Below are 22,418 nucleotides of genomic sequence, written 5' to 3' on the forward strand. Positions count from 1 at the left end.
TGTGCGGCTCCTTGCAGTGGTTGAGCACGGGATCCGGAGGCCCGCGGCCGGCTGCGGTGCCGACGCGACCCCCGGACAGCAGGGTGCGGACCGCGCTGTCCGACCTCTCCAGGATAGGTGTCCGTGCTGTCGGTGCTGTTCGCGCCCCGGGATGCGTCCGTTGTTCATGGCGGGGACGGCCCGGGTACGCGCTGTGTCCTCTACCCCGTACGCGCTCGTCCTTGCCCGGCCGCTCGGCCTCTCGTGTGGCGGGCCTCCGCGCTGCCATACTTACGACGCCGTAGGTTACGGGTGCGTAACCCCAGGGTCTCCCGGACGGGAGGCCCTGTCTGTCCGCCGCATTCTCACCCCACAGGGGACTCCCCATGAAGACCAGCCCCGATGTGATCGAGGCCGCTTTGGCGGCCGACGGTCAGGCTCCTCCCTCCGCCACGCTCGGCGGGGACAAGAAGCGGTCGATCGAGCAGATCGCCCTCCTGCTGTTCATCGTTGTGCCGTTCGTGGCGCTGGTCGCGGCGGTGCCGCTGGCCTGGGGCCGCGGTGTGAGCTGGCTCGATCTGGGCCTGATGGTGGCGATGTACTTCATCGGCTGCCACGGCATCACGATCGGTTTCCACCGCTACTTCACGCATGGCTCGTTCAAGGCGAAGCGTCCGCTCCGTATCGCCCTGGCCGTGGCCGGTTCACTGGCTGTCGAGGGTCCGGTGGTGCGCTGGGTGGCCGATCACCGCAAGCATCACCGTTTCTCGGACGCGGAGGGTGATCCGCATTCGCCGTGGCGTTTCGGTGAGACGCTGCCGGCCCTGATGAAGGGGCTGTGGTGGGCGCACATCGCCTGGATGTTCGACGAGGAGCGGACGCCGCAGCAGAAGTACGCCCCCGATCTGATCCGGGACCCGTCGATCCGCTGGATCTCGCGTCACTTCCTGTCCTTCACGATCGTGTCGCTGGCGATTCCGCCGCTGGTCGGCGGCCTGGTGACGATGTCCTGGTGGGGTGCGGCGACCGCGTTCTTCTGGGGCTCCCTGGTCCGGGTCGCCCTGCTGCACCACGTGACCTGGTCGATCAACTCCATCTGTCACGCGGTCGGCAAGCGCCCCTTCAAGTCCCGTGACAGGTCGGGGAACGTGTGGTGGCTGGCGGTCCTGTCGTGCGGTGAGTCGTGGCACAACCTGCACCACGCCGACCCGACGAGTGCGCGGCACGGCGTCATGAAGGGTCAGATCGACTCGAGTGCCCGGCTGATCCGGTGGTTCGAGAAGCTGGGCTGGGCGTCCGACGTCCGGTGGCCCGACTCCGTCCGTATCGAGTCCCGGCGCAACCGCGCGGGCGCCGACGCGGCATGATTGACGATGTGGCGACCGACGGCAGCGCAGGCAGCGAGAACACCCGTCCACCCTCGGCCCGGCGGGCCCGCCGGGTGCGGATGACCGGGAAGGAACGCCGCGAGCAGCTGCTGGACATCGGTCGCTCCCTCTTCGCCGACAAGGGTTTCGAAGGTACGTCGGTGGAGGAGATCGCGGCCCGTGCCGGGGTCTCCAAGCCGGTCGTCTACGAGCACTTCGGCGGCAAGGAGGGGCTGTACGCCGTGGTGGTGGACCGGGAGATGCGTCAGCTCCTGGACATGGTGACTAGTGCTCTGACCGCCGGCCATCCCCGTGAACTCCTGGAGCAGGCGGCGTTCGCGCTGCTGGACTACATCGAGACGTACACGGACGGCTTCCGCATCCTGGTCCGCGACTCCCCGGTCGCCCAGTCGACGGGTACGTTCGCCTCGCTCATCAGCGACATCGCCACCCAGGTGGAGGACATCCTGGGCCTGGAGTTCAAGGCCCGGGGGTTCGATCCGAAGCTGGCGCCGCTGTACGCCCAGGCGCTGGTGGGCATGGTGGCGCTGACGGGGCAGTGGTGGGTGAACGCGCGCAAGCCGCAGAAGTCGGAGGTCGCGGCCCATCTCGTGAACCTGGCGTGGCACGGTCTGGAGAACCTGGAGTCGCGGCCGCGGCTGATCGGGCACCGCAAGAGCTGACCGGCCGGCCCCGTCCCCCGTCCTCTGCCACCGGCCCTGCGGCCGGTGGCAGAGGTGTGTCCAAGAAGAATTATTGATGTACCGCTAAACCACTTCAGTCCCGGAGTTCACAGTTGTAGAGTCTGTGACCATCCCGGGAATGCTTCACCCTGCATGTAGTGCACCTGTGAATGCGTTTCACCCGGTTCCACCACGTACCCCTGGGGGGGCTTTGACTTCTGTGGAACCCGGCCGTTCCGTTCCCGCACGCTCGAAGCGCGCGCGCCGGATCGCGGCCTGCACCGCACTCGTACTCTCGGCCGGCATGCTGCTGGCCGCCCCGGCCTCGGCCGATGACCCGGCGCCCGCACCGCGCGGCGCCGCACCGCAGTTCACCCCGGACCTCGGGGCCCAGCCGACCCTCGTCCTGCCGAAGCGCACCGCGAAGAAGTCGCGGGCAGCGGGTGTCGCGGGCGCTCAGGCGGCGGTCGTACCCGCCAAGCCGCGTCTCGACGTCAACGGCGACGGTTACAGCGACACGATGTACCGGGGCCTGGACGGCAACCTGTACGTCATGGCCGACTCGTCGGGCGCCCAGCCGTACACGATCAACAGCGACGACCAGTACGAGACGCCCAAGGACATCATCGCGCCGGGCGACCTCGACGGCGGCGGCATGCCGGACTTCCTCACGCTGTCGGCGGCGGGCAAGCTCTCGCTGTACCAGAGCTGGGGCGCGGACAGCACCGGCTACGTCACCTGGTCCGGCGGCGGCTGGCAGAAGTACAACAAGGTCTTCGCCCCCGGCGACCTGAACGGTGACGGCCGCGGGGACCTGCTGGCGCGTACGCCCTCGGGCGACATCTACGCGTACCAGTCCACCGGCAACGTCGACTCCGCGCCCTTCAAGGCCGGTGTCAAGGTGGGCTACGGCTGGGCCTCGTACGACCAGATCGTGGGCGCCAACGACGTCAACGGCGACGGCATCGGCGATGTCCTGGCCCGCACCACGGCCGGTGACCTCTACTTCTACGCCGGTACGGGCGACATCGCGAAGCCGTTCAAGGCCCGCGTCAAGACCGGCTACGGCTTCGACATCTACAACCAGCTCGTCGGTGTCGACGACGTCGACGGCGACGGACTCAGCGACATCGTCGCCCGTAAGCCCGGCGGCGACGTCTACACCTACCTGTCCACCGGTTACGGCACCTTCGAGCCGCGCATCACCGGCGGCACCGGCTGGAACGCCGCGGCGCTGTTCGTCGGCGCGGGCGGCAACCCGGACTTCGGCAAGCACGAGATCGAGGCCCGGACCAACGGCGGCAGCATCTACTGGTACCAGGCCCGCAACAACGGGCAGTTCTTCCCCCGTCAGCTCGACAGCTCGGACACCAGCTGGAACCAGGTGAGCCTTTCGCTCGCCTCCTCGCTGGACAACGACGGCTGGGCCGACCTCGTCCAGCAGTACCGGGGCGACCTGTACGTCGGGGCGAACTACATCGGCTCCGGCTGGCAGGTCTACAACAGCCTGACCGGTCCCGGCGACCTGAGCGGCGACGGCAAGGGCGACCTGCTGGCGCGCGACACCAAGGGCAACCTGTACCTGTACAAGGGCAACGGGCTCGCCACCAAGTTCGCGACCAAGCTCAAGGTCGGCACGGGCTGGAACACGTACAACAAGATCGTCGGCGCCGGTGACCTCACCGGTGACGGTCTCGCCGACGTCGTCGCCCGCACCTCCGGCGGCACGCTCTACCTGTACAAGGGCACCGGCAACGCCTCCGCGCCCCTCAAGGCGCGCGTGCAGATCGGCACCGGCTTCAACATCTACAAGAAGTTCGCCGCACCGGGCGACATCAACGGTGACGGCAAGGCCGACCTGCTGGGCGTCGACGGCAAGGGCGACGTGTACCGCTACACGTCGACCGGCACCGGCAAGATCGACAAGCGCGTGAAGATCGGCTACGGCTGGGACATCTACAACAACATGTACTGAGCGTCCCGTTCGGCCGCGAGCGCCCTGTCCCCGGATCTCCGGGGGCAGGGCGCTCGCGCGTCTCCCCCGCGACCGCTCCGCCCGCTCCGGCTGTTTCCAGACCATGACATTGATCCAGTGCTAAACCACTCCAGTCCCGGCATTCATAGATATAGAGTCTGTGAACATTCCGGGAACACTTCACCCTGCATGTGACGTACCCATGAAGGCGTTTCTCCCGGTTCCACCACAACCCCTGGGGGGGCTTTGTCTTCTGTGGAACCCGGCCGTTCCGTTCCCGCGCGCTCCAAGCGCGCGCGCCGGATCGCGGCCTGCACCGCACTCGTACTCTCGGCCGGCATGCTGCTGGCCGCCCCGGCCTCGGCCGATGACGCGTCACCCGCACCGACGGGCAGCGCACCGCAGCTCACTCCCGAGCCCAGCGACAAGCCGGCCTCGACCCCGACGCAGCCCGCCGCGGCCACGTCGCGCGCCGTGGCTGCCGAGGGTACGGCGGCGGTCGTTCCCGCCAAGCCGCGCCTCGACCTGGACCACGACGGTCTCAGCGACCTCATGTACCGGGACCTGAAAGGCGTCCTGTACGCCAAGCTGAGCAAGGCCGGCACCTACCAGTTCACGATCTACGACAACGACAGGAAGGAGGTGCCCAAGGACATCATCGCGCCGGGCGAACTCGACGACAGCGGGATGCCCGTCCTGCTCACGCTCTCGGCGACAGGAACGCTCGCGCTGCACCAGAGCCAGAACATCAACAACGCGCACCTTCCCGCCTGGTCCGGCACCGGCTGGCAGAGGTACAACAAGGTGCTCTCACCCGGCGACCTGAACGGCGACGGCCTCGGCGACCTGCTCGCGCGCACGCCCTCGGGCGACCTCTACACCTACCGGGCGACCGGCGACGTCCACACCGCGCCCTTCAAGCCCGGCGTCAAGGTGGGCTCCGGCTGGGGCGCCTACGACCAGATCGTGGGTCTCAACGACACCAACGGCGACGGGTTCGCCGATGTGGCCGCCCGTACCGCCAACGGAAACCTGTACTTCTTCGGCGGCACCGGCGACCTCGCGAAGCCGTTCAAGGCAAGGGTCAAGGTCGGCTACGGCTTCGACGTCTACAACCAGCTCGTCGGTGTCGACGACGTGAACGGCGACGGCCGCGGTGACATGCTCGCCCGCATGCCGAACGGCGACACCTACACCTACCGGCAGACCGGCTACAGCTCCTTCATGCGACGCCAGGCCGGCACCTTCGGGTGGAACAAGGCGGTGCAGTTCGTTGCCTCGGGCGGCAACCCCGGCTACAGCAAGCGTGAGCTCGTGGCCCACAGCAAGGCCGGCTACTCCTGGTGGTACCGGTCCAGGAACAACGGGCAGTTCTTCGGGGCCGAGACCCGCAGCGGGGACGATCCCGCCCCGGTGGGCTCCTACCCGTCGTTGCAGGCGTACGCGTCCTCGCTCACCAAGGACGGCCGGGGCCACATCGTACGGATCGTGTCGGACGAGCTGTCCGTCGACGGCCACTTCTTCGGCCGGGGCTGGAAGGCCTACGACACCCTGACCGGTCCGGGTGACCTGAGCGGCGACGGCAAGGGCGACCTGCTGACGCGCGACACCAAGGGCGACCTGTACCTGCACAGGGGCAACGGCCTCGGCACCGGCTTCGAGCCCAAGGTCAAGGTCGGCTACGGCTGGAACACCTACGACAGGATCATCGGCGACGGCGACCTCTCCGGCGACGGCCGCGCCGATGTCGTGGCCCGCGACAGAAAGGGCGATCTGTACCTCTACGAGGGCACCGGCAACACCGCGGCGCCCTTCAAGGCACGGGTGAGGATCGGCACCGGCTACGGCATCTACACGCTGATGGCCGCACCGGGCGACCTCGACGGTGACGGCGACGCCGATCTGGTGGCCGTCGACGGCAGCGGCGATCTGTACCGCTACTCGTCCACGGGCACCGGCAAGGTCGCCAAGCGCATACGGATCGGCTACGGCTGGGACACCTTCCGCAGCCTGTTCTGAGGGTCCGCCCCGTTCCCCGCGCCCCGTCCCCGTCACCTCCGGGGGCGGGGCGCTCCCGCGTCCGGCGCCCGCTCAGCCGTCCACCGGCTCCAGGAACTCCAGCCGGTTGCCCACCGGGTCATGGCTGAAGAAGCGGCGGTGGCCCGGCAGGTCCCCGTCCCACTTCACCTCGGCACCGTGCTCCGTCAGCCGGGCCGCGAACGCCTCGATGTCCGTCACCCGCAGGCCCGGATGGGCCTTGCGGGCCGGGCGGAAGTCCGCCTCGATGCCCAGGTGGAGCTGGACCGGTCCGGTCTGGAACCAGCAGCCGCCGCGGGCGGCCAGGACCGGGGGCTTGGGGATCTCGGTCATGCCGAGGGCGTCTGCGTAGTAGGTGCGCAGCGCGTCCTCCGAGCCTGCGGGGGCGGCGAGCTGGACGTGGTCGACGGCGGCGATCATCATTTCTCCCGGTGGGTGACGGCGAAGACGCGGCGGAACGGGAAGACCGTGCCGTGCGGGCCCGCGGGGTACGCGGTGCGCAGCAGGTCGCGGTACTCGGCGAGGAAGGCCCTCTCGGCCTCCTCGTCGTCGGCGAGTGCGGTGAGCAGGGGGCGCAGGCCGGTGCCCTTCACCCAGTCGAGGACGGCGTCCGGGCCGTGCAGGAGGTGGAGGTAGGTGGTCTCCCAGACGTCCGCGGTGAGGCCGGGGCCGGTGAGCCGGTCGAGGTAGCCGGCGGGGCTCAGCACCGCGTCGGTGTGGCGCAGGCGGCCGCCCAGGCGGGAGCGCCAGCGCGGGGACTCGGCGAGTTCGCGCATCAGGGTGTGCGAGGGCTGGTCGAAGTTGCCCGGGACCTGGAGGGCGAGGGCCCCGCCCGGGGTGAGGGCGTCCAGCCAGTCGGGGAAGCGGTCCGCGTGGCCGGGGACCCACTGGAGCAGGGCGTTGGAGACGATCAGGTCGCAGGGCTCCCCCGGGGTCCAGGTCGCGGCGTCGGCCTCGGCGAAGTCCAGCAGGGCGCTCGTGTGGGCGCGGGCGCGCTCCAGCATCTGCGGGGAGTTGTCGTAGCCGGTGATACGGGCCGTGGGCCAGCGCTCGGCGAGCAGGGCGGTGACGTTGCCCGCTCCGCAGCCGAGGTCGGCGATCCGGGGGGCCGGGCCCGGCAGGGCGGGGACGCGGGCCAGCAGATCGTGGAAGGGGCGGGTGCGGTGGTCCGCGTGACGCAGGTACTGCTGCGGATCCCAGAGGGGTGCGGTCATGGCATCCAGGATCAACGAGAAAGTATCTTGATGTCAAGACACTCGAATTCAAGAGACTTCATGTCGACAGACCCTCTACACTGATCCACATGGAGGACGAGGTCGACCGACTGGTCGCTGCATGGCGCCGCGAGCGCCCCGACCTCGACGTGGAACCACTCGAGGTCCTCAGCCGCGTCTCCCGCCTGGCCCGCCACCTCGACCGGGCCCGCAGAATCGCCTTCGCCGAGCACCATCTGGAACCGTGGGAGTTCGACGTCCTGACGTCGCTGCGCCGTGCCGGCGCCCCGTACCAGCTCTCCCCCGGCCAGCTGCTCACCCAGACGCTGGTCACCTCGGGGACGATGACCAACCGCATCGACCGGCTCACCAAGAAGAACCTCGTCGAGCGGCTCCCCGACCCCAGCGACCGCCGCGGCGTACTGGTCCGGCTCACCGCCGAGGGACGCGACAAGGCCGACCAGTCGCTGGCCGGCCTGCTCGCCCAGGAACGCGCCATCCTCGGCGAACTCTCCCGCCACCAGCGCGGCGAACTGGCGGGACTGCTACGCCAGTTGACCGCCCCGTTCGACAACATCCCCGGCTAGCGCCGCGATCGGCTCCTCCGGATCGGCCGGGCCCACGCCCGCCCTTCTGGCCAGGGCGACGGCCGCCAGCGTCGAGTGCACGCCCAGCTTCCCCAGCACGTTCTGCATGTGCGTCCGCACCGTGTGCGGGGAGAGGAAGAGCCGCTCCGCCACCGCCTTGCGGCCGAGTCCCGCCACCATGCAGCGCAGCACCTGACGCTCGCGCGGGGTCAGCGAATCGACGAGCTGCTGAGACTCGGTGCGGTGCTTGCGGTCCGCCGTCAGCTCCCTGAGCACCCCCGTGAGCAGGGCGGCGGGCAGATGCGTCTCGTCGCGCAGCACTCCGCGGATGACCGCGAGCAGCCGTTGCAGCGAGCTGTCCTTGGCGACCCAGCCACAGGCGCCGGCCTGGAGCGCGCGAGCGGCCCTGCGCGGATCGTCCTTCTCGGCGAGCACCACCGTACGCACCGAGGGCCGGCCCGCACGGACCCCGGCGACCAGGGAGATCCCGTCGACGGGCCCGTTGTTCCCCGGGCGCGGGGCGGGCACCGGCACCGGGCCCGCGCCCGTGCGGCCCGCCGGGGCCAGGGTGCCCAGTTCGGCGTCGACCAGCAGCACGTCGTAGCCGCGCCCCTCGGCCTCCGCGCGTTCCAGACAGCGCAGGGCGGCCGGCCCGCTGCCGGCCGCCGCCACGTCGACATCCGGCTCGGCGGCGAGCGCCGCGGCGAGCGACTCGGCGAAAATGCGGTGGTCGTCGACCACGAGAACCCGGATACGGACCACAGACACCCCCATGCTGTGTGCTCTGGGGCGCCTCTGGCGTGCGCCCCCGGCGGGGACGGACCGGCACGGGTGCGGCGCCCGGAGCGGAAGATGAACCGTGGCACCACGGCCGCCGCCGTGTACCGACCGGCACCCCGCCCCCGGGCGTCGCACCCGGCTGTCTCGTACCCCTGAATCAGCACCGGCCCCCACCGGTGCTGTGCATCAGCGTACGGGCGGCGGCCCGGAGCGGAAGGCGATTGGCGGAACTGGTGGACCGGCCGGTCCTAGGGTGTGACGCATGTTCCGTCTTGAGACAGAAGTGGACAAAGAACGACGTCAGCTGCTGAACAGGCGGCTGCGCGACGACAACACCGCACGTTCGCCGCAGATCCGCACACTGCGCGATACGCCCGCCGCGCACGAAGTACCGCTGGAGATCTGGGCCCTGGACGCCGAGGGCCGGGTCGCCGCCGGAGTGACCGGCCGCACCTGGGCGTACTGGCTCCATGTGGACCTGCTGTGGGTCGACGCCCGCCACCGCGGTTCCGGCCTCGGCTCGCGGCTGCTCGCCGAGGCGGAACGGGTGGCCAGGACGGACCGGTCCTGCACCCGTTCCCGGGTCGAGACCTGGGACTTCCAGGCCCCGGACTTCTACCGGAAGCGGGGTTACGAGGTGAGCGGGCGGGTCGAGGACTACCCGCCAGGCGTCACCGAGTTCACGCTCACCAAGATGCTCGGCTGAACAGCTCGCGCCGGGCTCAGACGAGCCGGCGGGCCCCTGCCGACGGCGTCGCGGGGAAGACGCCCGGGGCCGCGTATCCGGCCGCGGCGAACGCCTCCCGCACGGACTTGACGACCGTGTCCGCCTGCTCCTCCTCGACCAGCACGATCGCCGAGCCGCCGAAGCCGCCGCCGGTCATCCGCGCACCGAGCGCGCCCGCGGCGTTCGCCGTCTCCACGACCAGGTCCAACTCCACGCAGGAGACCCGCAGATCGTCCCGGAGCGAGAGGTGGCCGGCCGTGAGGACCGGGCCGGCCGCGCGCACGTCGCCCGCGTCGAGCAGCGCGATGACCTGCTCGACACGCTGGTTGTCGCCGACCACATGGCGGACGTAGCGCACGACGGACTCGTCCGCGCCGGCCTCGGCCAGCGTGTCGAGCGCGGCGCCCAGACCCTCGTACGCGAGCTCGCGCAGGGTGGCGATGCCGAGGACGCGGGCGCCCTCCTCGCAGCCGGCGCGCCGTTCCGCGTAGGCCCCGTCGCCGAGGGCGTGCTTGACGCGGGTGTCGACGACGACGAGTTGCAGACCGTGGGCGGTCAGGTCGAAGGGGACCTGGCGCTGGGTGAGGTCGCGGGTGTCCAGGTGCAGGGCGTGGCCCTCGGTGCAGCAGGCCGATGCCATCTGGTCCATGACGCCGCAGGGGACGCCGACGAACCCGTTCTCCGCGCGCTGGGCCAGGACCGCCAGTTCGGCGGCGGTGAGGCCGAGTCCGAACAGGTCGTTCAGGGCGAGCCCGGTCACCACTTCGAGGGCGGCGGACGAGGAGAGCCCGGCGCCGGTGGGGACGGTGGAGGACAGCTGGATGTCGGCGCCGGTGATCTCGTGGCCGGCCTCGCGCAGCGCCCAGACGACACCGGCCGGGTAGGCGGCCCAGCCGTGGCCCTCGTTCGGGGTCAGCTCGTCGACGCGCAGCTGGACGACGCCGCCGGGTACGTCGGTGGAGTGCAGCCGCAGCTCGCCGTCGGTGCGGCGGGCGACGGCGGCCCGTGCGGTGTGCGGCAGCGCGAGCGGCATCACGAAGCCGTCGTTGAAGTCGGTGTACTCGCCGATCAGGTTGACCCGGCCGGGTGCGGCCCAGATTCCCTCGGGCGCGCTCCCGTAGAGCTCGGTGAAGGAGGCGGTCAGCTCAGCGTTCTCGGTCATGGTGCGGTGGGCTCCTCTCGGCGGGCGAACGTCCATGCGTCGGAGACGATTCCGGCCAGGTCGGCGCGGGACGGCTGCCAGCCGAGGCGCTCCCTGGCGGTGGTGGCGGAGGCGACGAGGACGGCCGGGTCGCCGGCGCGGCGGGGGGCCGCGGTCTCGGGGACGGGGTGGCCGGTGACCTCGCGGACCGTCTCGATGACCTCGCGGACCGAGAAGCCGTTGCCGTTGCCGAGGTTGCAGATCAGGTGCTCGCCCGCGGTGGCGGCGTCGAGGGCCAGCAGGTGGGCCTCGGCGAGGTCGGCGACGTGGATGTAGTCGCGGACGCAGGTGCCGTCGGGGGTGGGGTAGTCGTCGCCGTAGACGGAGATCGACTCGCGCCGGCCGAGCGCGACCTGGAGGACCAGCGGGATCAGGTGGGACTCGGGGCTGTGCCGCTCGCCGCAGCTGCCGTACGCCCCCGCCACGTTGAAGTAGCGCAGCGAGACGGCGGCCAGGCCGTGGGCGGCCGCCTCACCGGTGATCATGTGGTCGACGGCGAGCTTCGTCGCGCCGTACGGGCTGGTCGGCGCGGTCGGGTCGGCCTCGGTGATGGGGCTGGAGACCGGTTCGCCGTAGGTGGCCGCGGTGGAGGAGAAGACCAGGGTGCGCACCCCGGCGTCGCGCATCGCGGCGAGCAGGGCGGTGGAGCCGCCCACGTTGTTGACCCAGTACTTCTCCGGGTCGGTGACGGACTCGCCGACCTGGGAGTACGCGGCGAAGTGGAGCACCCCGTCGTAGGAGGCGTCGAGCCACTTCGCGGCGTCCTGGATGCGGCCCTCGATGAACTCGGCGCCGGCCGGGACGCCCTCTCGGAAGCCGGTGGAGAGGTCGTCGAGGACGGTGACGGTGTGCCCCGCCTCCAGCAGGTGCTGGGCGACCACGCTGCCCACGTATCCCGCACCACCGGTCACCAGGTACTTCTTGGGGGTCTTGCTCACTCGCTCGCTACCTCTCGCAGTCGCTGGGCCGCGGTCTCCGGCGGCACGTCGTTGATGAACACACTCATGCCGGATTCGGAACCCGCGAGGAACTTCAGCTTGCCGGTGGTGCGTCGGATGGTGAAGAGCTCGAGGTGGAGCCCGAAGTCCTCCCGTCCTTCGATCCCGAACGGTGCCTGGTGCCAGGCGGAGATGTACGGGGTGGGCGGCTCACCGGGGCCGAAGATCCGGTCGAATCGCCTCAAGAGTTCCAGATAGACCTGTGGGAATTCCGTGCGTGCCGCCTCGTCGAGCTCCCGCAGGTCGGGGACGCGGCGGCGCGGGTGCAGATGGACCTCGTACGGCCAGTGCGCGGCGTACGGCACGAACGCGATCCAGTGCTCGGCGGCCAGGACGATCCGGGAGCCGTCGGCCTCCTCGCGGGCCACCACGTCGTCGAAGAGGTTGCCGCCGGTCTTCGCGCGGTGGGCCGCCATGGAGCGCAGCATCAGCTCGGTGCGCGGGGTGACGAAGGGGTAGCCGTAGATCTGGCCGTGCGGGTGGCCGAGGGTGACGCCGATCTCGGCGCCCCGGTTCTCGAAGCAGAACACCTGCTTGACCTGCGGAAGCTCGGCGAGCTCGGCGGTGCGGTCGGTCCACGCCTCCAGGACGAGTCCGGCCTGCTCCTCGGTGAGGTCGGCGAAGGACGCGTCGTGGTCGGAGGTGAAGCAGACGACCTCGCAGCGGCCGGAGTCGCCGGCGAGGGAGGGGAAGCGGTTCTCGAAGACGGCGACGTCGTAGTCCGCCTCCGGGATCTCGCTCTGCCGGCCCTCCTGCGAGGGACACAGCGGGCACTCGTCGGCCGGCGGGTGGTAGATGCGGCCCTGGCGGTGCGAGGCGATGGCGACGCTGTCGCCGAGCAGCGGGTCACGGCGGATCTCGGACGAGGTCGAGACGGGGTCGAGCGGACGCCGGTCGACGGCGTCGCGCACGACATCGTCACGGCTGTCGTAGTAGAGCAGCTCCCGCCCGTCGGCGAGCGTCGTAACCGTCTTCTTCACCAGACTCCTCCCAAACAGAACCGAACACAATGAACCATAAATCAACAGGTCCGTCAATGCGTCGGCGCGGGGCGGCACGGAGTGGCCGGGGGCGGGATTCAGTGCATGCACCACGCAGACGCGCGGGCATGGCGCGCTCGCCCAAGTGACGGCACCGCGCGGCCGGTTGGGCCGCGGCGCCCCGTCACCCGGCGCTGTCGCGCAACGGGGCGAGGAACGTTCCTGACCGGGGGGCGTTCGCGGGCCCGGGGCCCACCACAGGGGGCCGCCGGGCGCCGTCAGCCGAGGGGGTCCGGCCCCTGCCGTGTCCCCGCGGCCGCCCGGTCCAGCAGACCGGTGCGGGCGGCGAGCGCCGCCGCCTCCAGCCGGGAACCGACTCCCAGTTTCATCAGCACGCGCTGCACATGGGTACGGGCGGTGCTCGGCGCGATCCGCATGCCGGCCGCGATCAGCCGGGTGTCCTCGCCCTCGGCGACCCGGACCAGGACCTCGACCTCGCGCGGGGTGAGCATCCGGAGCAGGCGCCGGCCCTCGTCGTCCGGCTGGACCGCCGGGTTGAGCAGTTCCGCGAAGGCACCCTGGAGCAGCTGCGGCGCGATCGCCGTCTCACCGGCCCGCACCTTGGCGATCGCCCGCTCGACGCCCTCGATGCGCTCGTCGTGCCGGACGTATCCGGCGGCGCCCGCGGCGAAGGCGGCCGCGATCCCGCGCGGGCTGGGCACCGGGCCGAGCACCACCACGGCGGTCTGCGGGCGCTCGCGCCTGATCCTGACGACCGGGTCGAAGGTGCCGGGCGCGGCGGGTGCCGCCGTGCCGAACAGGCAGACCTCCGGGGCCCTGCCGACCACCAGCTCCGCCGCGTCGGCGGTGGGCGCGGCGGCGGCCAGCACCCGGTGGCCGCGTAGTTTCAGTGCCGAGGCGAGCGCCTCGGCGAGCAGGCGATGATCATCGACCACCATCAGCCGCACGACCATCGAGCAACCCCCCGTAGCACTGACGCCAGGCCCCCCGGCCCTCCAGGGCCTGCAAGTTACACGCTTGTTCGACGCCAGGGGTGCCTTAGCCGGCAGAAGGTCCCGGGAATGCCGAATCATGTGCCATTCAGTGCCGGTTGACCGACAGAAAACGACCGGCCCTGCCGGTCGAATGATCGACCGGCAGGGCCGGATGCGCAATTGACGCCGGGTCAGCTCGTCTTGAACGCGACGACGAGGTACTCCTTGTCGTCCAGCGTGCTCTCGCGAGGCTTGCTGACCATCGTCTCGGAGATGTACAGCCGGCCGTTCCCGTAGCGGTACTCGGCGTACTCCGGGGAGAAGCTGGTCTCCGCGTCCCGGACGGCCTCGTCGCCCGGGTTCTTCATCAGCACGGTCTGCTTGAAGGTGCTGCCGTCGATGGAGACGACCTCGCCGCCCTTGTCGTACGGGGGCTCCCGGTACGCGATGATGTTGCCGCCGTCCATGCGCAGCGGGAACATCGTGTAGCGCTCGCCCGCGTCGGCCCGGTCGCTGGTCGGCTTTCCGGTGGTGAGGTCGAACGAGACGATCTCGTTGGTGTCGCCGTAGTCGGCGGTGCCCTCGTGTTCCTCGGTGGGCAGGTAGATCCGGTTGTTGCCGACGGCGAGCTGCTGGCAGCTCTCGACCTCGGTGGAGCGGCAGTCCGCCGCGTACTTCTCCGCGTCGGCCGGGATCCTGACCAGAAGCTTGCCGGTGGCCGCGTCGATCGAGAAGAAGTCCGAGATCCCGCTGCCGTCACCTGCGGTGTCGCCGACGTCGGCGGCGACGACCAGGGGCTTGGTGGAGACGATGCTCGCGTACTCGACGCCGGGCGGCATCTTGTACGAGGAGAGCGGGGCGCCCGTGGTCGGGTTCAGCGCCTGGATGATGAGCTGCGGGTCGTCGTACGTACCGCACTTGCGGACCACGGCGAGGGCCTCGCCGCCGCCGTACCCCTTGTCGTAGCAGCCGTCGGTGCTGACCTTCGGCTTCCAGCGCTCGGCGCCGGTGTTCAGGTCGAAGGCGGCGCCGCCCTCGGTGCCGCCGGCGGCGACCGTGGTGCCGCTGAGGGTGATCTCGTCGAACCGGACGGGACGGTCACCGCTGGTGGACGCGGTCACCGACTTGTTCCACATGAGCTTGCCGGTGTTCAGGTCGAGGGCGCCGATGTGGTTGCAGGTCGGGTACTTGTTCGCCTTGGACCGCTTGCCGTCCTCGAAGGCGATGGCCGTCTTGAAGTCCTTGCTCATGTGCCGGGAGGCGGCGCACAGCTGGCCGGGCAGCGGGATGGACCAGAGCTTGGTGCCGCTGGTCTGGTCGTAGCCGACGACCTCGTTGACGCCCGTCTTCACGTACGCCTTGTCGGTCAGCCAGGAGCCGTCGACCGTGGTGATGTCGGTGACCTTGGGCAGCGGCAGCTGGAAGGCGGTCGAGGACGCGGTGTTGGCGGGGGCCTTCTCCTTGCCGCCGCCGCCGACCTCGTTGCCCTTGCCGCCCTTGCCCTCGCCTCCGGTGGTACCGGAGGAGGACGAGGCCTCCTCCTTCTTCTTGTCGTCACCGCCGCTGGAGGCGAACCAGAGCCCGCCGCCGACGATCAGCGCCACGGCGACGACCGCGGCGACGATGATCTGCGCCTGGGTGGAGAACTTCTTCGGCCCGTCCCCGCCCTGCTGCGGCGGCTGGTACGGCTGCTGCTGCATCGGGGCGGTGGGGTACCCGTAGCCCTGCTGCTGTTGCTGCATCGGGGCGGTCGGGTAGCCGGCGAAGCCCTGCTGCGTCGGCTGCTGCGGGTAGCCGTAGCCGGGCTGGCCCTGCGGGTAGCCGTACCCGGGCTGAGTGGGCGGCTGCCCCTGCGGGTAGCCGTAGCCGGGCTGCTGCTGGGGCGGGCCCGCGGGCGGCGGGGTGCCGTATCCGCCCGGGGGCGGCGGCGGGGTGGCCGGCTGCTTGCCGAACGGGTCGGCGGGCGGCGGCGTAGGAGCGCCGAACCCACCCGGCGGGGGGTCCTGCGGGGCGCCGAAGCCGCCCTGGGGCGGATCGTTGGGCGGCTGCTGGGGCGGCTGGGTCATGGCGTCGCGTACCTCTGGGGGGAAAGGGAGTCGGTCGGTGGGCCGGAGCCGGCCGCGGGGCAGGACTGCTGCCGTCCGCGGCCGGCCGTGTTCCTTCAGGTGCCGTGGTGAGCCGTCACTTGCCGAAGGCCATCATGGTCTTCGTCTCCAGCTCTTCCTTGTCGTTGCTCGCGCTGACCCGCCCGCTCGCGATGAAGGAACGGCCGTTCGCGTAGAGGACCTTCGCGTCCCAGAACGAGCTCTCGATCGCAGAGGTCGAGGCCGGGTGCTGCAGCAGCATCTTCGGGGTGCCGCCGGTCGGCGCCAGGGTGGCGATCCCGCCGCCCTTGCTGTAGCCCGCGTTCACATAGAGGAGCACGTTGCCGCCCTCCATCCCCAGCGGGCTCATGGTCTGCTCGGCCGGGGCCTTCGCCTTCCACTTCGTCTTACCGGTGTTCAGGTTGAAGGCGACGACCTGGTTGGTGCGGGCGGAGCCGCTGGTGTCGTCCTGCGTCGCCATGTAGAAGGTGTTGGCGTCGGCCGCGACACCGGTGCAGCCGTCGAGGTGCTGACCGAAGATCGAGAAGGCACTGCCGCAGTTGGGCGCGAACTTGTCACCCTTGTCGCTGATGATCTGGGAGCGGAGCGTGCCGTTCTCCCGGAACGCGACGATGCTCCACTTCTTGCTGTCGCCGCTGCCCTTGTTCAACGACACGACAAGCGGGCTCACCGAGTAGACCTTGTCGACCTCCACACCGCGTGCGAGCTTGTAGGTCCACTTGGGCTTGCCGGTGTTCGGGTCGATCTCCTCGATCTCGTGCTGCGGGTTCTCGACGTCGTCGGTGCGGCAGCTGGTCGCGGCTATGAGCTTGGGGCCGCCCGCGAAGGCGAACGGCTGGCAGGTGCCGTCCCGCTTGCCGAACAGCTCCTTGCCGTCGCTCACGCGGAACGCGTTGGAGGCGCCGGTGCGGCCGACCGTCACGGTGTTGCCGCTGATGGCCAGCGAGATGTCCGTCATCATGTCGAAGAGCCCGCTGCTCTTGATCTCCGTCTTCCAGCCGGCCTTGCCGGTGTTGAGGTCGATCAGCTGGAGCACGGAGCAGTCGGCCTTGTCGGTCGTGCCGTTCTTGACCGCGATGACGATCTTGCCGTCGGCGGTGGTCTGCGACGGTGCGGAGCAGATGTCCGCGGGCGTCCTCAGCGTCCACTTCTGCTTGCCGTCGGCCACCGAGAAGCCGGAGACCGTGCGGTACATGCCCTTGACGACGGTGTCGCCGACGATCCACGGGCCGTACACGTCCGAGCCGTTGCGCGGCAGGTCGACGTCGTTCTTCTGGAGCCAGAGGACCTTCGCCTCGCCGGGCTTGCGCCCGCCGTTCAGGTCGTCGCTGCCCTCACGGCCGGTGCCGTTGCCGTCGCCCTCGTCGACGGAGGGCGAGGTGGTCGGCTTCTGGACGTCGCCGCTCTTCTTCGCGACGGGCTTCTTGTCGTCGTCGCCACCGCTCGTCGCGAAGAAGACGCCGCCGCCGATGACCAGCAGTGCGGCTACCGCGGCACCGATGACCACCACGGGCTTGCCCTTGAAGAAGCCGCCACCGCCACCGCCACCGGAGCCGGCCGGAGCCGGTGCGCCGGGGTACTGCTGCTGTGGGAAGCCGTGACCGGGCTGCGTCGGCTGCCCGTACGGCCCCGGCTGCTGGGCGTACGGCCCCGGCTGCTGCTGGGTGTACGGACCGGGCTGCGCCTGCTGGCCGTAGGGGCCGGGCTGCTGGGCGTACGGTCCCGGCTGCTGCTGGGCGTACGGACCGGGCTGCTGCGGGTAGCCGTACCCCGGCTGAGTGGGCGGCGGGGTCGGCGCAGCGGCGGGGGCCTGGGGCGGCTGCCCGGGCGGCGGTGGCGTCTGCGGCGGGCCCTGGGGCGGCTGCGGGACCCCGTGCGGCGGCCCCTGCGGAGCGCCGAAGCCTCCCTGCGGCGGTTGCTGGCTGGGCGGCTGGGTCATCAGCGCGTCCCCCTTCGTGCGGTCCTGTGCCCGTTCCGGACTCCCCCGCGATCGCGCCGGGGATCCAAGGGCCGGTCAAGACCGCCTGAATTCCAGCGAAATGGAGCGAATCGGGCATGGATCCCGCAGTGTTACGTCAGTCGAGCGGGGCTTCTTTCTACCACCCGCCCCCTGACCGGCCCCGGTTCGGTCCGCCCCTGTTCCCAAGGGAGAACCGCCCCGTGATGCCGCCGTTATGCCCCGGGCCGTCAGTTCCCGTAGGCCACCATCGACCGCATCTCCTCCTCGTCCCCGTCCTCGACGCCGCTGATCGTGTTCTGCATGAGGAAGGAGCGTCCTCCCACGTACGCGATGCGCGGGTCGAAGAAGCCGCGCTCCAGGGAGGAGCCCGACGCGGGGTGCCGCAGCACCATCTCCGGAGTGCCGCCGCCGGACGGGAGGGAGGCGATGCCGCCCCCCTTGTTCTTGGCCGGCTCCACGTACATCAGCAGCTTGCCGCCCGCCACCCGCAGGGGCACGACGGGCTGCCCGGCAGGGGAGGCCGCCGTCCACCGGGGTTTGCCGGAGGTCAGACTGAAGGCGACGACCTTGTTCCCGGGTCCGTCCTTGCCCTCGGTGGACTTGGTCGGCATGTAGAGCGTGTCCGCGTCGGAGGTCACACCCACGCAGTTGTCGAGGTTCTGGCCCAGCGTCCTCAGCTCCGAGTCGCACATGGGCGCGTAGTCGCCCGGACCGCCGGAGAGCTGGGTGCGGTAGGTGCCGTCGGAGTTGAGCACGAGGATGCCCCACTTGTCCGGCTGCTTCAGCGAGACGACCAGGGGGCTGACCGAGTAGAACTGATCGACCTGCCAGCCCTTCTTGACCTTGTACGTCCACAGCACCTTGCCGGTGGCGGGGTCGATCCGCTGCACCTGCTGTTCCTTGTGGTCGTCCGCGGCGGTCTGGCAGCTGGTCGCGGCGATCGCCAGGGGGCCGCTGGCGAATCCGAACGGCTGGCAGTTTCCCGGCAGTTTCCCGAACACCCTCTTGCCGTCACTGACCCGGAAGGCGTCGGACCGGCTGGTGCGGCCCACGGTCACGGTGTCCCCGTTGATCGACATCGCGAGGTCGGAGAGCCCGTCCCAGACGCCCTCGCGGACGTACGACGTGCGCCAGCCGGCCTTGCCCGTCCGGAGGTCCACCATCTGGAGCGTGTCGCATTCCGCGTCGGGCGCGGTGCTGTGATTGATGCCGAGCACGATCTTGCCGTCGGCGGTGGGCTGCGAGGGCGCCGCGCACATGACGGTGGGCAGCCGCAGGCTCCACTTGAGCGTGCCGTCGGCGACGGAGTAGCCGCTGACCGTGTAGTACATCGCCTTGGCGATGGTGTCGCCGGCTATCCAGGGGCCGAACACGTCCGAGCCGTTGCGCGGCAGGTCGACGCCGCCCTTCTGGAGCCAGAGGACCTTCGCCTCGCCCGCCTTGCGCTTGGAGTTGACGGTGGCGGCCTCGGCGGCGGGGCTGATCTTCTCGTCCTCCTTGCCGCCCTTGCCGTTGTCCTTGCCCGTGGGCGAGGGCGGGGCGGGCGGCTGCGCGGAACCGTGGCTCGGGCCGGCCTCGGGCTTCCCGCCCTTGCCGTTCCCGCCGGTGGCGAACCAGATGCCTCCGCCGGCCAGGAGCACCACCGCGAGCACCGCGCCGATGACCATCCCGGTCCGGCCGCGGAACCGGCCCCCGCCCTGCGGCGGCCCGCCGTACTGCGGCGGCCCGCCGTACTGCGGGGCCGGCTGCTGATGGGCCGGCAGCTGGTGGAACGGCTGCTGGTGGGGCTCCTGTTGATGGGGCTGCGGCGCACCCGGGTAGCCGTACCCGGGCTGCGGCTGTCCGTACGGGCCGGGCTGGGCGGGCGCGCCGTACGGGCCGGCCGGCTGCGGGTGCGGCGCGGGCTGTGAGTACGGTCCGGGCTGCGGCTGCGGCTGTCCGTACGGGCCGGCCGGCTGCGGGTGCGCCCCTGACGCCGGGTCGTACGGTGCTCCGAACTCACCCTGCGGCGGCTGCTGTCCGGGCGGCTGGCTCATCGGCCCGTCCCCCTGTTCCGTTGAAGCCTGTCGTGCGGGCAAGGGTTTCTTTCTACCACCCGCCCCACAGACCCCAACGATCACACCTGCAACACCTGTCACACCTGCCGTCGCGGCCGGTGTGACAGGCGCTCGCTCAGCGGTCAGGCCTCCTCGGCCAGTTCCAGCCAGCGCATCTCCAGCACATCGCGCTCCGTCACCAGTTCGCGCAGCTCGGCGTCCAGCTTCGCGACCTTCTCGAAGTCCGTGGCGTTGTCGGCGATCTGGGCGTGCAGCGTCGTCTCGCGGGTCGACATCTTCTCGAGCTGCCGCTCGACCTTCTGCAGCTCCTTCTTCGCCGCGCGCGCGGCCTGCGGCGAGAGGGCCGACGCCGGTGCGGGGGCCCCGCCGGACCCTGCGGACGCGGGTGCCCCGGCGGGCGTGGCCGCCTCGGCCAGCTGAAGCCTGCGCTCCAGGTACTCGTCGATGCCGCGCGGCAGCATCCGCAGCGACCTGTCGCCGAGGAGCGCCATCACCTTGTCGGTGGTCCGCTCGATGAAGAACCGGTCGTGGGAGATCACGATCATCGACCCGGGCCAGCCGTCGAGCAGGTCCTCCAGCTGGGTCAGGGTCTCGATGTCGAGGTCGTTGGTGGGCTCGTCGAGGAAGAGGACGTTCGGCTCGTCCATCAGCAGACGCAGGATCTGCAGCCGTCGACGCTCACCACCGGACAGGTCGCCGACCGGGGTCCACTGCTTCTCGCTCGAGAAGCCGAACTGCTCGCAGAGCTGGCCCGCGGTCATCTCCCGGCCCTTGCCGAGGTCGACCCGGTCGCGTACCTGCTGCACCGCTTCCAGCACCCGCAGGTTCGGGTTGAGCTCGGCCACCTCCTGGGAGAGGTAGGCGAGCTTGACGGTCTTGCCGACGACGATCTTCCCGGTCTCGGGCTGCTCGTCGCCCTGGGTACGGGCCGCCTGGGCCAGCGCCCGCAGCAGCGAGGTCTTGCCCGCGCCGTTGACCCCGACCAGACCGATGCGGTCGCCGGGGCCGAGCTGCCAGGTGAGGTGGGTGAGCAGCGTCTTGGGCCCGGCCTGGATGGTCACGTCCTCCAGGTCGAAGACGGTCTTGCCGAGCCTGGCGTTGGCGAACTTCATCAGTTCGCTGGTGTCGCGCGGCGGCGGCACGTCGGCGATCAGCTCGTTGGCCGCCTCGATGCGGTAGCGCGGCTTGGCCGTACGGGCGGGGGCGCCGCGCCGCAGCCAGGCCAGCTCCTTGCGCATCAGGTTCTGCCGCTTGGACTCCTCGGTCGCGGCGATCCGCTCCCGTTCGGCCCGGGCGAAGACGTAGTCGCTGTAGCCGCCCTCGTACTCGTGGACGCTGCCGCGCTGGACGTCCCACATGCGGGTGCAGACCTGGTCGAGGAACCACCGGTCGTGGGTGACGCAGACGAGTGCGGAGCGGCGGGCGCGCAGATGTCCGGCCAGCCAGGAGATGCCCTCGACGTCGAGGTGGTTGGTCGGCTCGTCGAGGACGATCAGGTCCGGCTCGGCGATGAGCAGCTTGGCCAGCGCGATCCGGCGGCGCTCGCCACCGGAGAGCGGGGCGATGACGGTGTCCAGGCCGTGCTCGAAGCCGGGCAGGCCGAGGCCGCCGAAGAGTCCGGTCAGCACATCGCGGATCCGGGCGCTGCCGGCCCACTCGTGGTCGGCGAGATCGCCGATGACCTCGTGGCGGATGGTGGCCTTCGGGTCCAGCGAGTCGTGCTGGGTCAGGACCCCGAGGCGCAGTCCCCCGTTGTGGGTGACGCGGCCGGTGTCCGCCTCCTCCAGCTTGGCGAGCATCCGGATGAGGGTCGTCTTTCCGTCCCCGTTACGGCCGACGACACCGATCCGGTCCCCCTCGGACACACCGAGGGACACACCGTCGAGCAGCGCACGGGTGCCGTACACCTTGCTGACCTGCTCGACATTGACGAGGTTGACGGCCACAAACGCTCCAGCTCGAAGGAGAACACTGACCTTCAGGGTAGTCGCCACGGCGCGGCGCTCCGTACGAGCGCCCGCTCACCCGTGCGGGACGGGGCATCCGCGCGGCCGTGGCCGTGCGGTACCTTGCGCGAAATGATCAAGACCCGGGGGCGGGTCCCGCAGTGCACTGGGGTGGGGAACTTCATGGTGGGTCGTACGGTTCGCGGGCTGGTGCCCGTACTGCTGGTCGCGGGGGCACTGGCCGGCTGTTCGCCGGAGCCGGACGACGACGCGCGGACGGGTGCGCGGCCGGGCGGCGCGGCGGCGGGGAAGACGGCCGGGAAGACGGCGGCCAAGGGCGGGACCGTCGGGGGTCCGGGTTCCGGTTGCGAGCTCCCGGTCTCCTTCGACCTGGCCCGGCGCTGGAAGGCGAAGGCCGTCGCCGCCGATCCCGGCTCCGAGTTCGCGGCGCTGACCGAGCAGGGCCCGGTGACCGTGGTCTGCGAGATCGACGCGAAGCCCGCGGGCCACATCGGGTTCCTGCGGGTGTGGCAGAGCAAGGACAAGGGCAGCACCCCGCGCCAGGCGCTGGAGGGCTTCGTGCAGGCGGACGAGAACGCCTCGAAGATCACGTACACCCGGTCCACGGCCGGGAAGCTGTCCGTGACCGAGGTCGGCTACACCGTCTACAGCGAGATCATGGAGGAGTCCCGCCCGGCACGCGCCTTCGCCGTCCCCACACCGGACGGACCGGTCGTGGTGCACCTGGGCGGACTGGACGCGCAGGAGCACAAGGGCATGCTCCCGGCGTTCGAGCTGGCGAAGCAGAGCGTGCGGCTGGGCTGAGC

Annotated in this window: 18 protein-coding genes; 7 read left to right on the plus strand and 11 right to left on the minus strand. The window is 70.7% G+C overall.

What is annotated here, in order from left to right:
- The first annotated feature begins 365 nt into the window (after nucleotides 1-365).
- From OG782_RS14550 to OG782_RS14565, 4 genes are all read left to right on the plus strand, one after another.
- The gene (locus OG782_RS14550) at nucleotides 366-1,346 is read left to right on the plus strand and encodes an acyl-CoA desaturase (protein WP_406450991.1); all 981 of its coding nucleotides are present in this window, start codon (nucleotides 366-368) and stop codon (nucleotides 1,344-1,346) included.
- Complete coding sequence (locus OG782_RS14555; RefSeq protein WP_406450993.1) at nucleotides 1,343-2,029, plus strand: TetR family transcriptional regulator; 687 nt, start codon at nucleotides 1,343-1,345, stop codon at nucleotides 2,027-2,029. The genes OG782_RS14550 and OG782_RS14555 overlap by 4 nt, the downstream gene beginning before the upstream one ends.
- A 220-nt stretch (nucleotides 2,030-2,249) precedes the next feature.
- Nucleotides 2,250-4,004 (plus strand): FG-GAP-like repeat-containing protein, encoded by a 1,755-nt coding sequence (locus OG782_RS14560; RefSeq protein WP_406459063.1) that lies wholly within the window; start codon nucleotides 2,250-2,252, stop codon nucleotides 4,002-4,004.
- Nucleotides 4,005-4,259: 255 nt separating this feature from the next.
- Nucleotides 4,260-6,023 (plus strand): FG-GAP repeat domain-containing protein, encoded by a 1,764-nt coding sequence (locus OG782_RS14565; RefSeq protein WP_406459065.1) that lies wholly within the window; start codon nucleotides 4,260-4,262, stop codon nucleotides 6,021-6,023.
- Nucleotides 6,024-6,095: 72 nt separating this feature from the next.
- Here OG782_RS14565 and OG782_RS14570 read toward each other — a convergent pair whose 3' ends face one another.
- Both OG782_RS14570 and OG782_RS14575 read right to left on the minus strand, forming a co-directional pair.
- Entirely contained in the window at nucleotides 6,096-6,461 is a 366-nt protein-coding gene (locus tag OG782_RS14570; protein WP_406459067.1) for a VOC family protein, read from the minus strand.
- Nucleotides 6,461-7,255: a trans-aconitate 2-methyltransferase gene (locus OG782_RS14575; protein WP_406450995.1), complete on the minus strand. Its 795-nt coding sequence runs from the start codon at nucleotides 7,253-7,255 to the stop codon at nucleotides 6,461-6,463. The genes OG782_RS14570 and OG782_RS14575 overlap by 1 nt, the downstream gene beginning before the upstream one ends.
- Nucleotides 7,256-7,344: 89 nt before the next feature.
- Between OG782_RS14575 and OG782_RS14580 the strand changes: the two genes are divergently transcribed.
- Nucleotides 7,345-7,842 carry a MarR family winged helix-turn-helix transcriptional regulator gene (locus tag OG782_RS14580; RefSeq protein WP_406450997.1) on the plus strand — a complete coding sequence of 166 codons (498 nt, stop codon included), beginning with the start codon at nucleotides 7,345-7,347 and terminating at the stop codon, nucleotides 7,840-7,842.
- Here the strand turns inward: OG782_RS14580 and OG782_RS14585 are convergent.
- Nucleotides 7,801-8,604, minus strand: coding sequence for a LuxR C-terminal-related transcriptional regulator (locus OG782_RS14585; protein WP_406459069.1), 804 nt, complete (start codon nucleotides 8,602-8,604; stop codon nucleotides 7,801-7,803). The two genes, OG782_RS14580 and OG782_RS14585, sit on opposite strands and share 42 nt — an antisense overlap.
- A gap of 280 nt (nucleotides 8,605-8,884) precedes the next feature.
- Between OG782_RS14585 and OG782_RS14590 the strand changes: the two genes are divergently transcribed.
- Nucleotides 8,885-9,328: a GNAT family N-acetyltransferase gene (locus OG782_RS14590; RefSeq protein ID WP_406450999.1), complete on the plus strand. Its 444-nt coding sequence runs from the start codon at nucleotides 8,885-8,887 to the stop codon at nucleotides 9,326-9,328.
- A gap of 16 nt (nucleotides 9,329-9,344) precedes the next feature.
- On the opposite strand, the gene galK is transcribed toward OG782_RS14590, so the two are convergent.
- The 8 genes from galK to OG782_RS14630 all read right to left on the minus strand — a co-directional run bounded on the left by galK (nucleotide 9,345) and on the right by OG782_RS14630 (nucleotide 21,591).
- Entirely contained in the window at nucleotides 9,345-10,511 is a 1,167-nt protein-coding gene (galK, locus tag OG782_RS14595; RefSeq protein ID WP_406451001.1) for a galactokinase, read from the minus strand.
- On the minus strand, nucleotides 10,508-11,488 hold the full coding sequence (galE, locus tag OG782_RS14600; RefSeq protein WP_406451003.1) for a UDP-glucose 4-epimerase GalE: 981 nt from the start codon (nucleotides 11,486-11,488) through the stop codon (nucleotides 10,508-10,510). The genes galK and galE overlap by 4 nt, the downstream gene beginning before the upstream one ends.
- Entirely contained in the window at nucleotides 11,485-12,528 is a 1,044-nt protein-coding gene (gene galT / locus OG782_RS14605) for a galactose-1-phosphate uridylyltransferase (protein ID WP_406451005.1), read from the minus strand. The genes galE and galT overlap by 4 nt, the downstream gene beginning before the upstream one ends.
- Before the next feature lie 278 nt (nucleotides 12,529-12,806).
- Entirely contained in the window at nucleotides 12,807-13,502 is a 696-nt protein-coding gene (locus tag OG782_RS14610) for a LuxR C-terminal-related transcriptional regulator (RefSeq protein ID WP_406451007.1), read from the minus strand.
- A 212-nt stretch (nucleotides 13,503-13,714) separates the two neighbouring features.
- Nucleotides 13,715-15,589 carry a PQQ-binding-like beta-propeller repeat protein gene (locus tag OG782_RS14615; protein ID WP_406451009.1) on the minus strand — a complete coding sequence of 625 codons (1,875 nt, stop codon included), beginning with the start codon at nucleotides 15,587-15,589 and terminating at the stop codon, nucleotides 13,715-13,717.
- A 115-nt stretch (nucleotides 15,590-15,704) separates the two neighbouring features.
- Entirely contained in the window at nucleotides 15,705-17,567 is a 1,863-nt protein-coding gene (locus tag OG782_RS14620) for a PQQ-binding-like beta-propeller repeat protein (RefSeq protein WP_406451011.1), read from the minus strand.
- A gap of 248 nt (nucleotides 17,568-17,815) precedes the next feature.
- Nucleotides 17,816-19,624: a PQQ-binding-like beta-propeller repeat protein gene (locus OG782_RS14625; RefSeq protein ID WP_406451013.1), complete on the minus strand. Its 1,809-nt coding sequence runs from the start codon at nucleotides 19,622-19,624 to the stop codon at nucleotides 17,816-17,818.
- A 143-nt stretch (nucleotides 19,625-19,767) separates the two neighbouring features.
- Nucleotides 19,768-21,591 (minus strand): ATP-binding cassette domain-containing protein, encoded by a 1,824-nt coding sequence (locus OG782_RS14630; protein WP_406459071.1) that lies wholly within the window; start codon nucleotides 21,589-21,591, stop codon nucleotides 19,768-19,770.
- A gap of 132 nt (nucleotides 21,592-21,723) precedes the next feature.
- Between OG782_RS14630 and OG782_RS14635 the strand changes: the two genes are divergently transcribed.
- The gene (locus OG782_RS14635) at nucleotides 21,724-22,416 is read left to right on the plus strand and encodes a lipoprotein (protein ID WP_406451015.1); all 693 of its coding nucleotides are present in this window, start codon (nucleotides 21,724-21,726) and stop codon (nucleotides 22,414-22,416) included.
- The last annotated feature ends 2 nt before the right edge of the window (nucleotides 22,417-22,418 follow it).

The organism is Streptomyces sp. NBC_00876 (assembly GCF_045207435.1).
GTDB lineage: Bacteria > Actinomycetota > Actinomycetes > Streptomycetales > Streptomycetaceae > Streptomyces.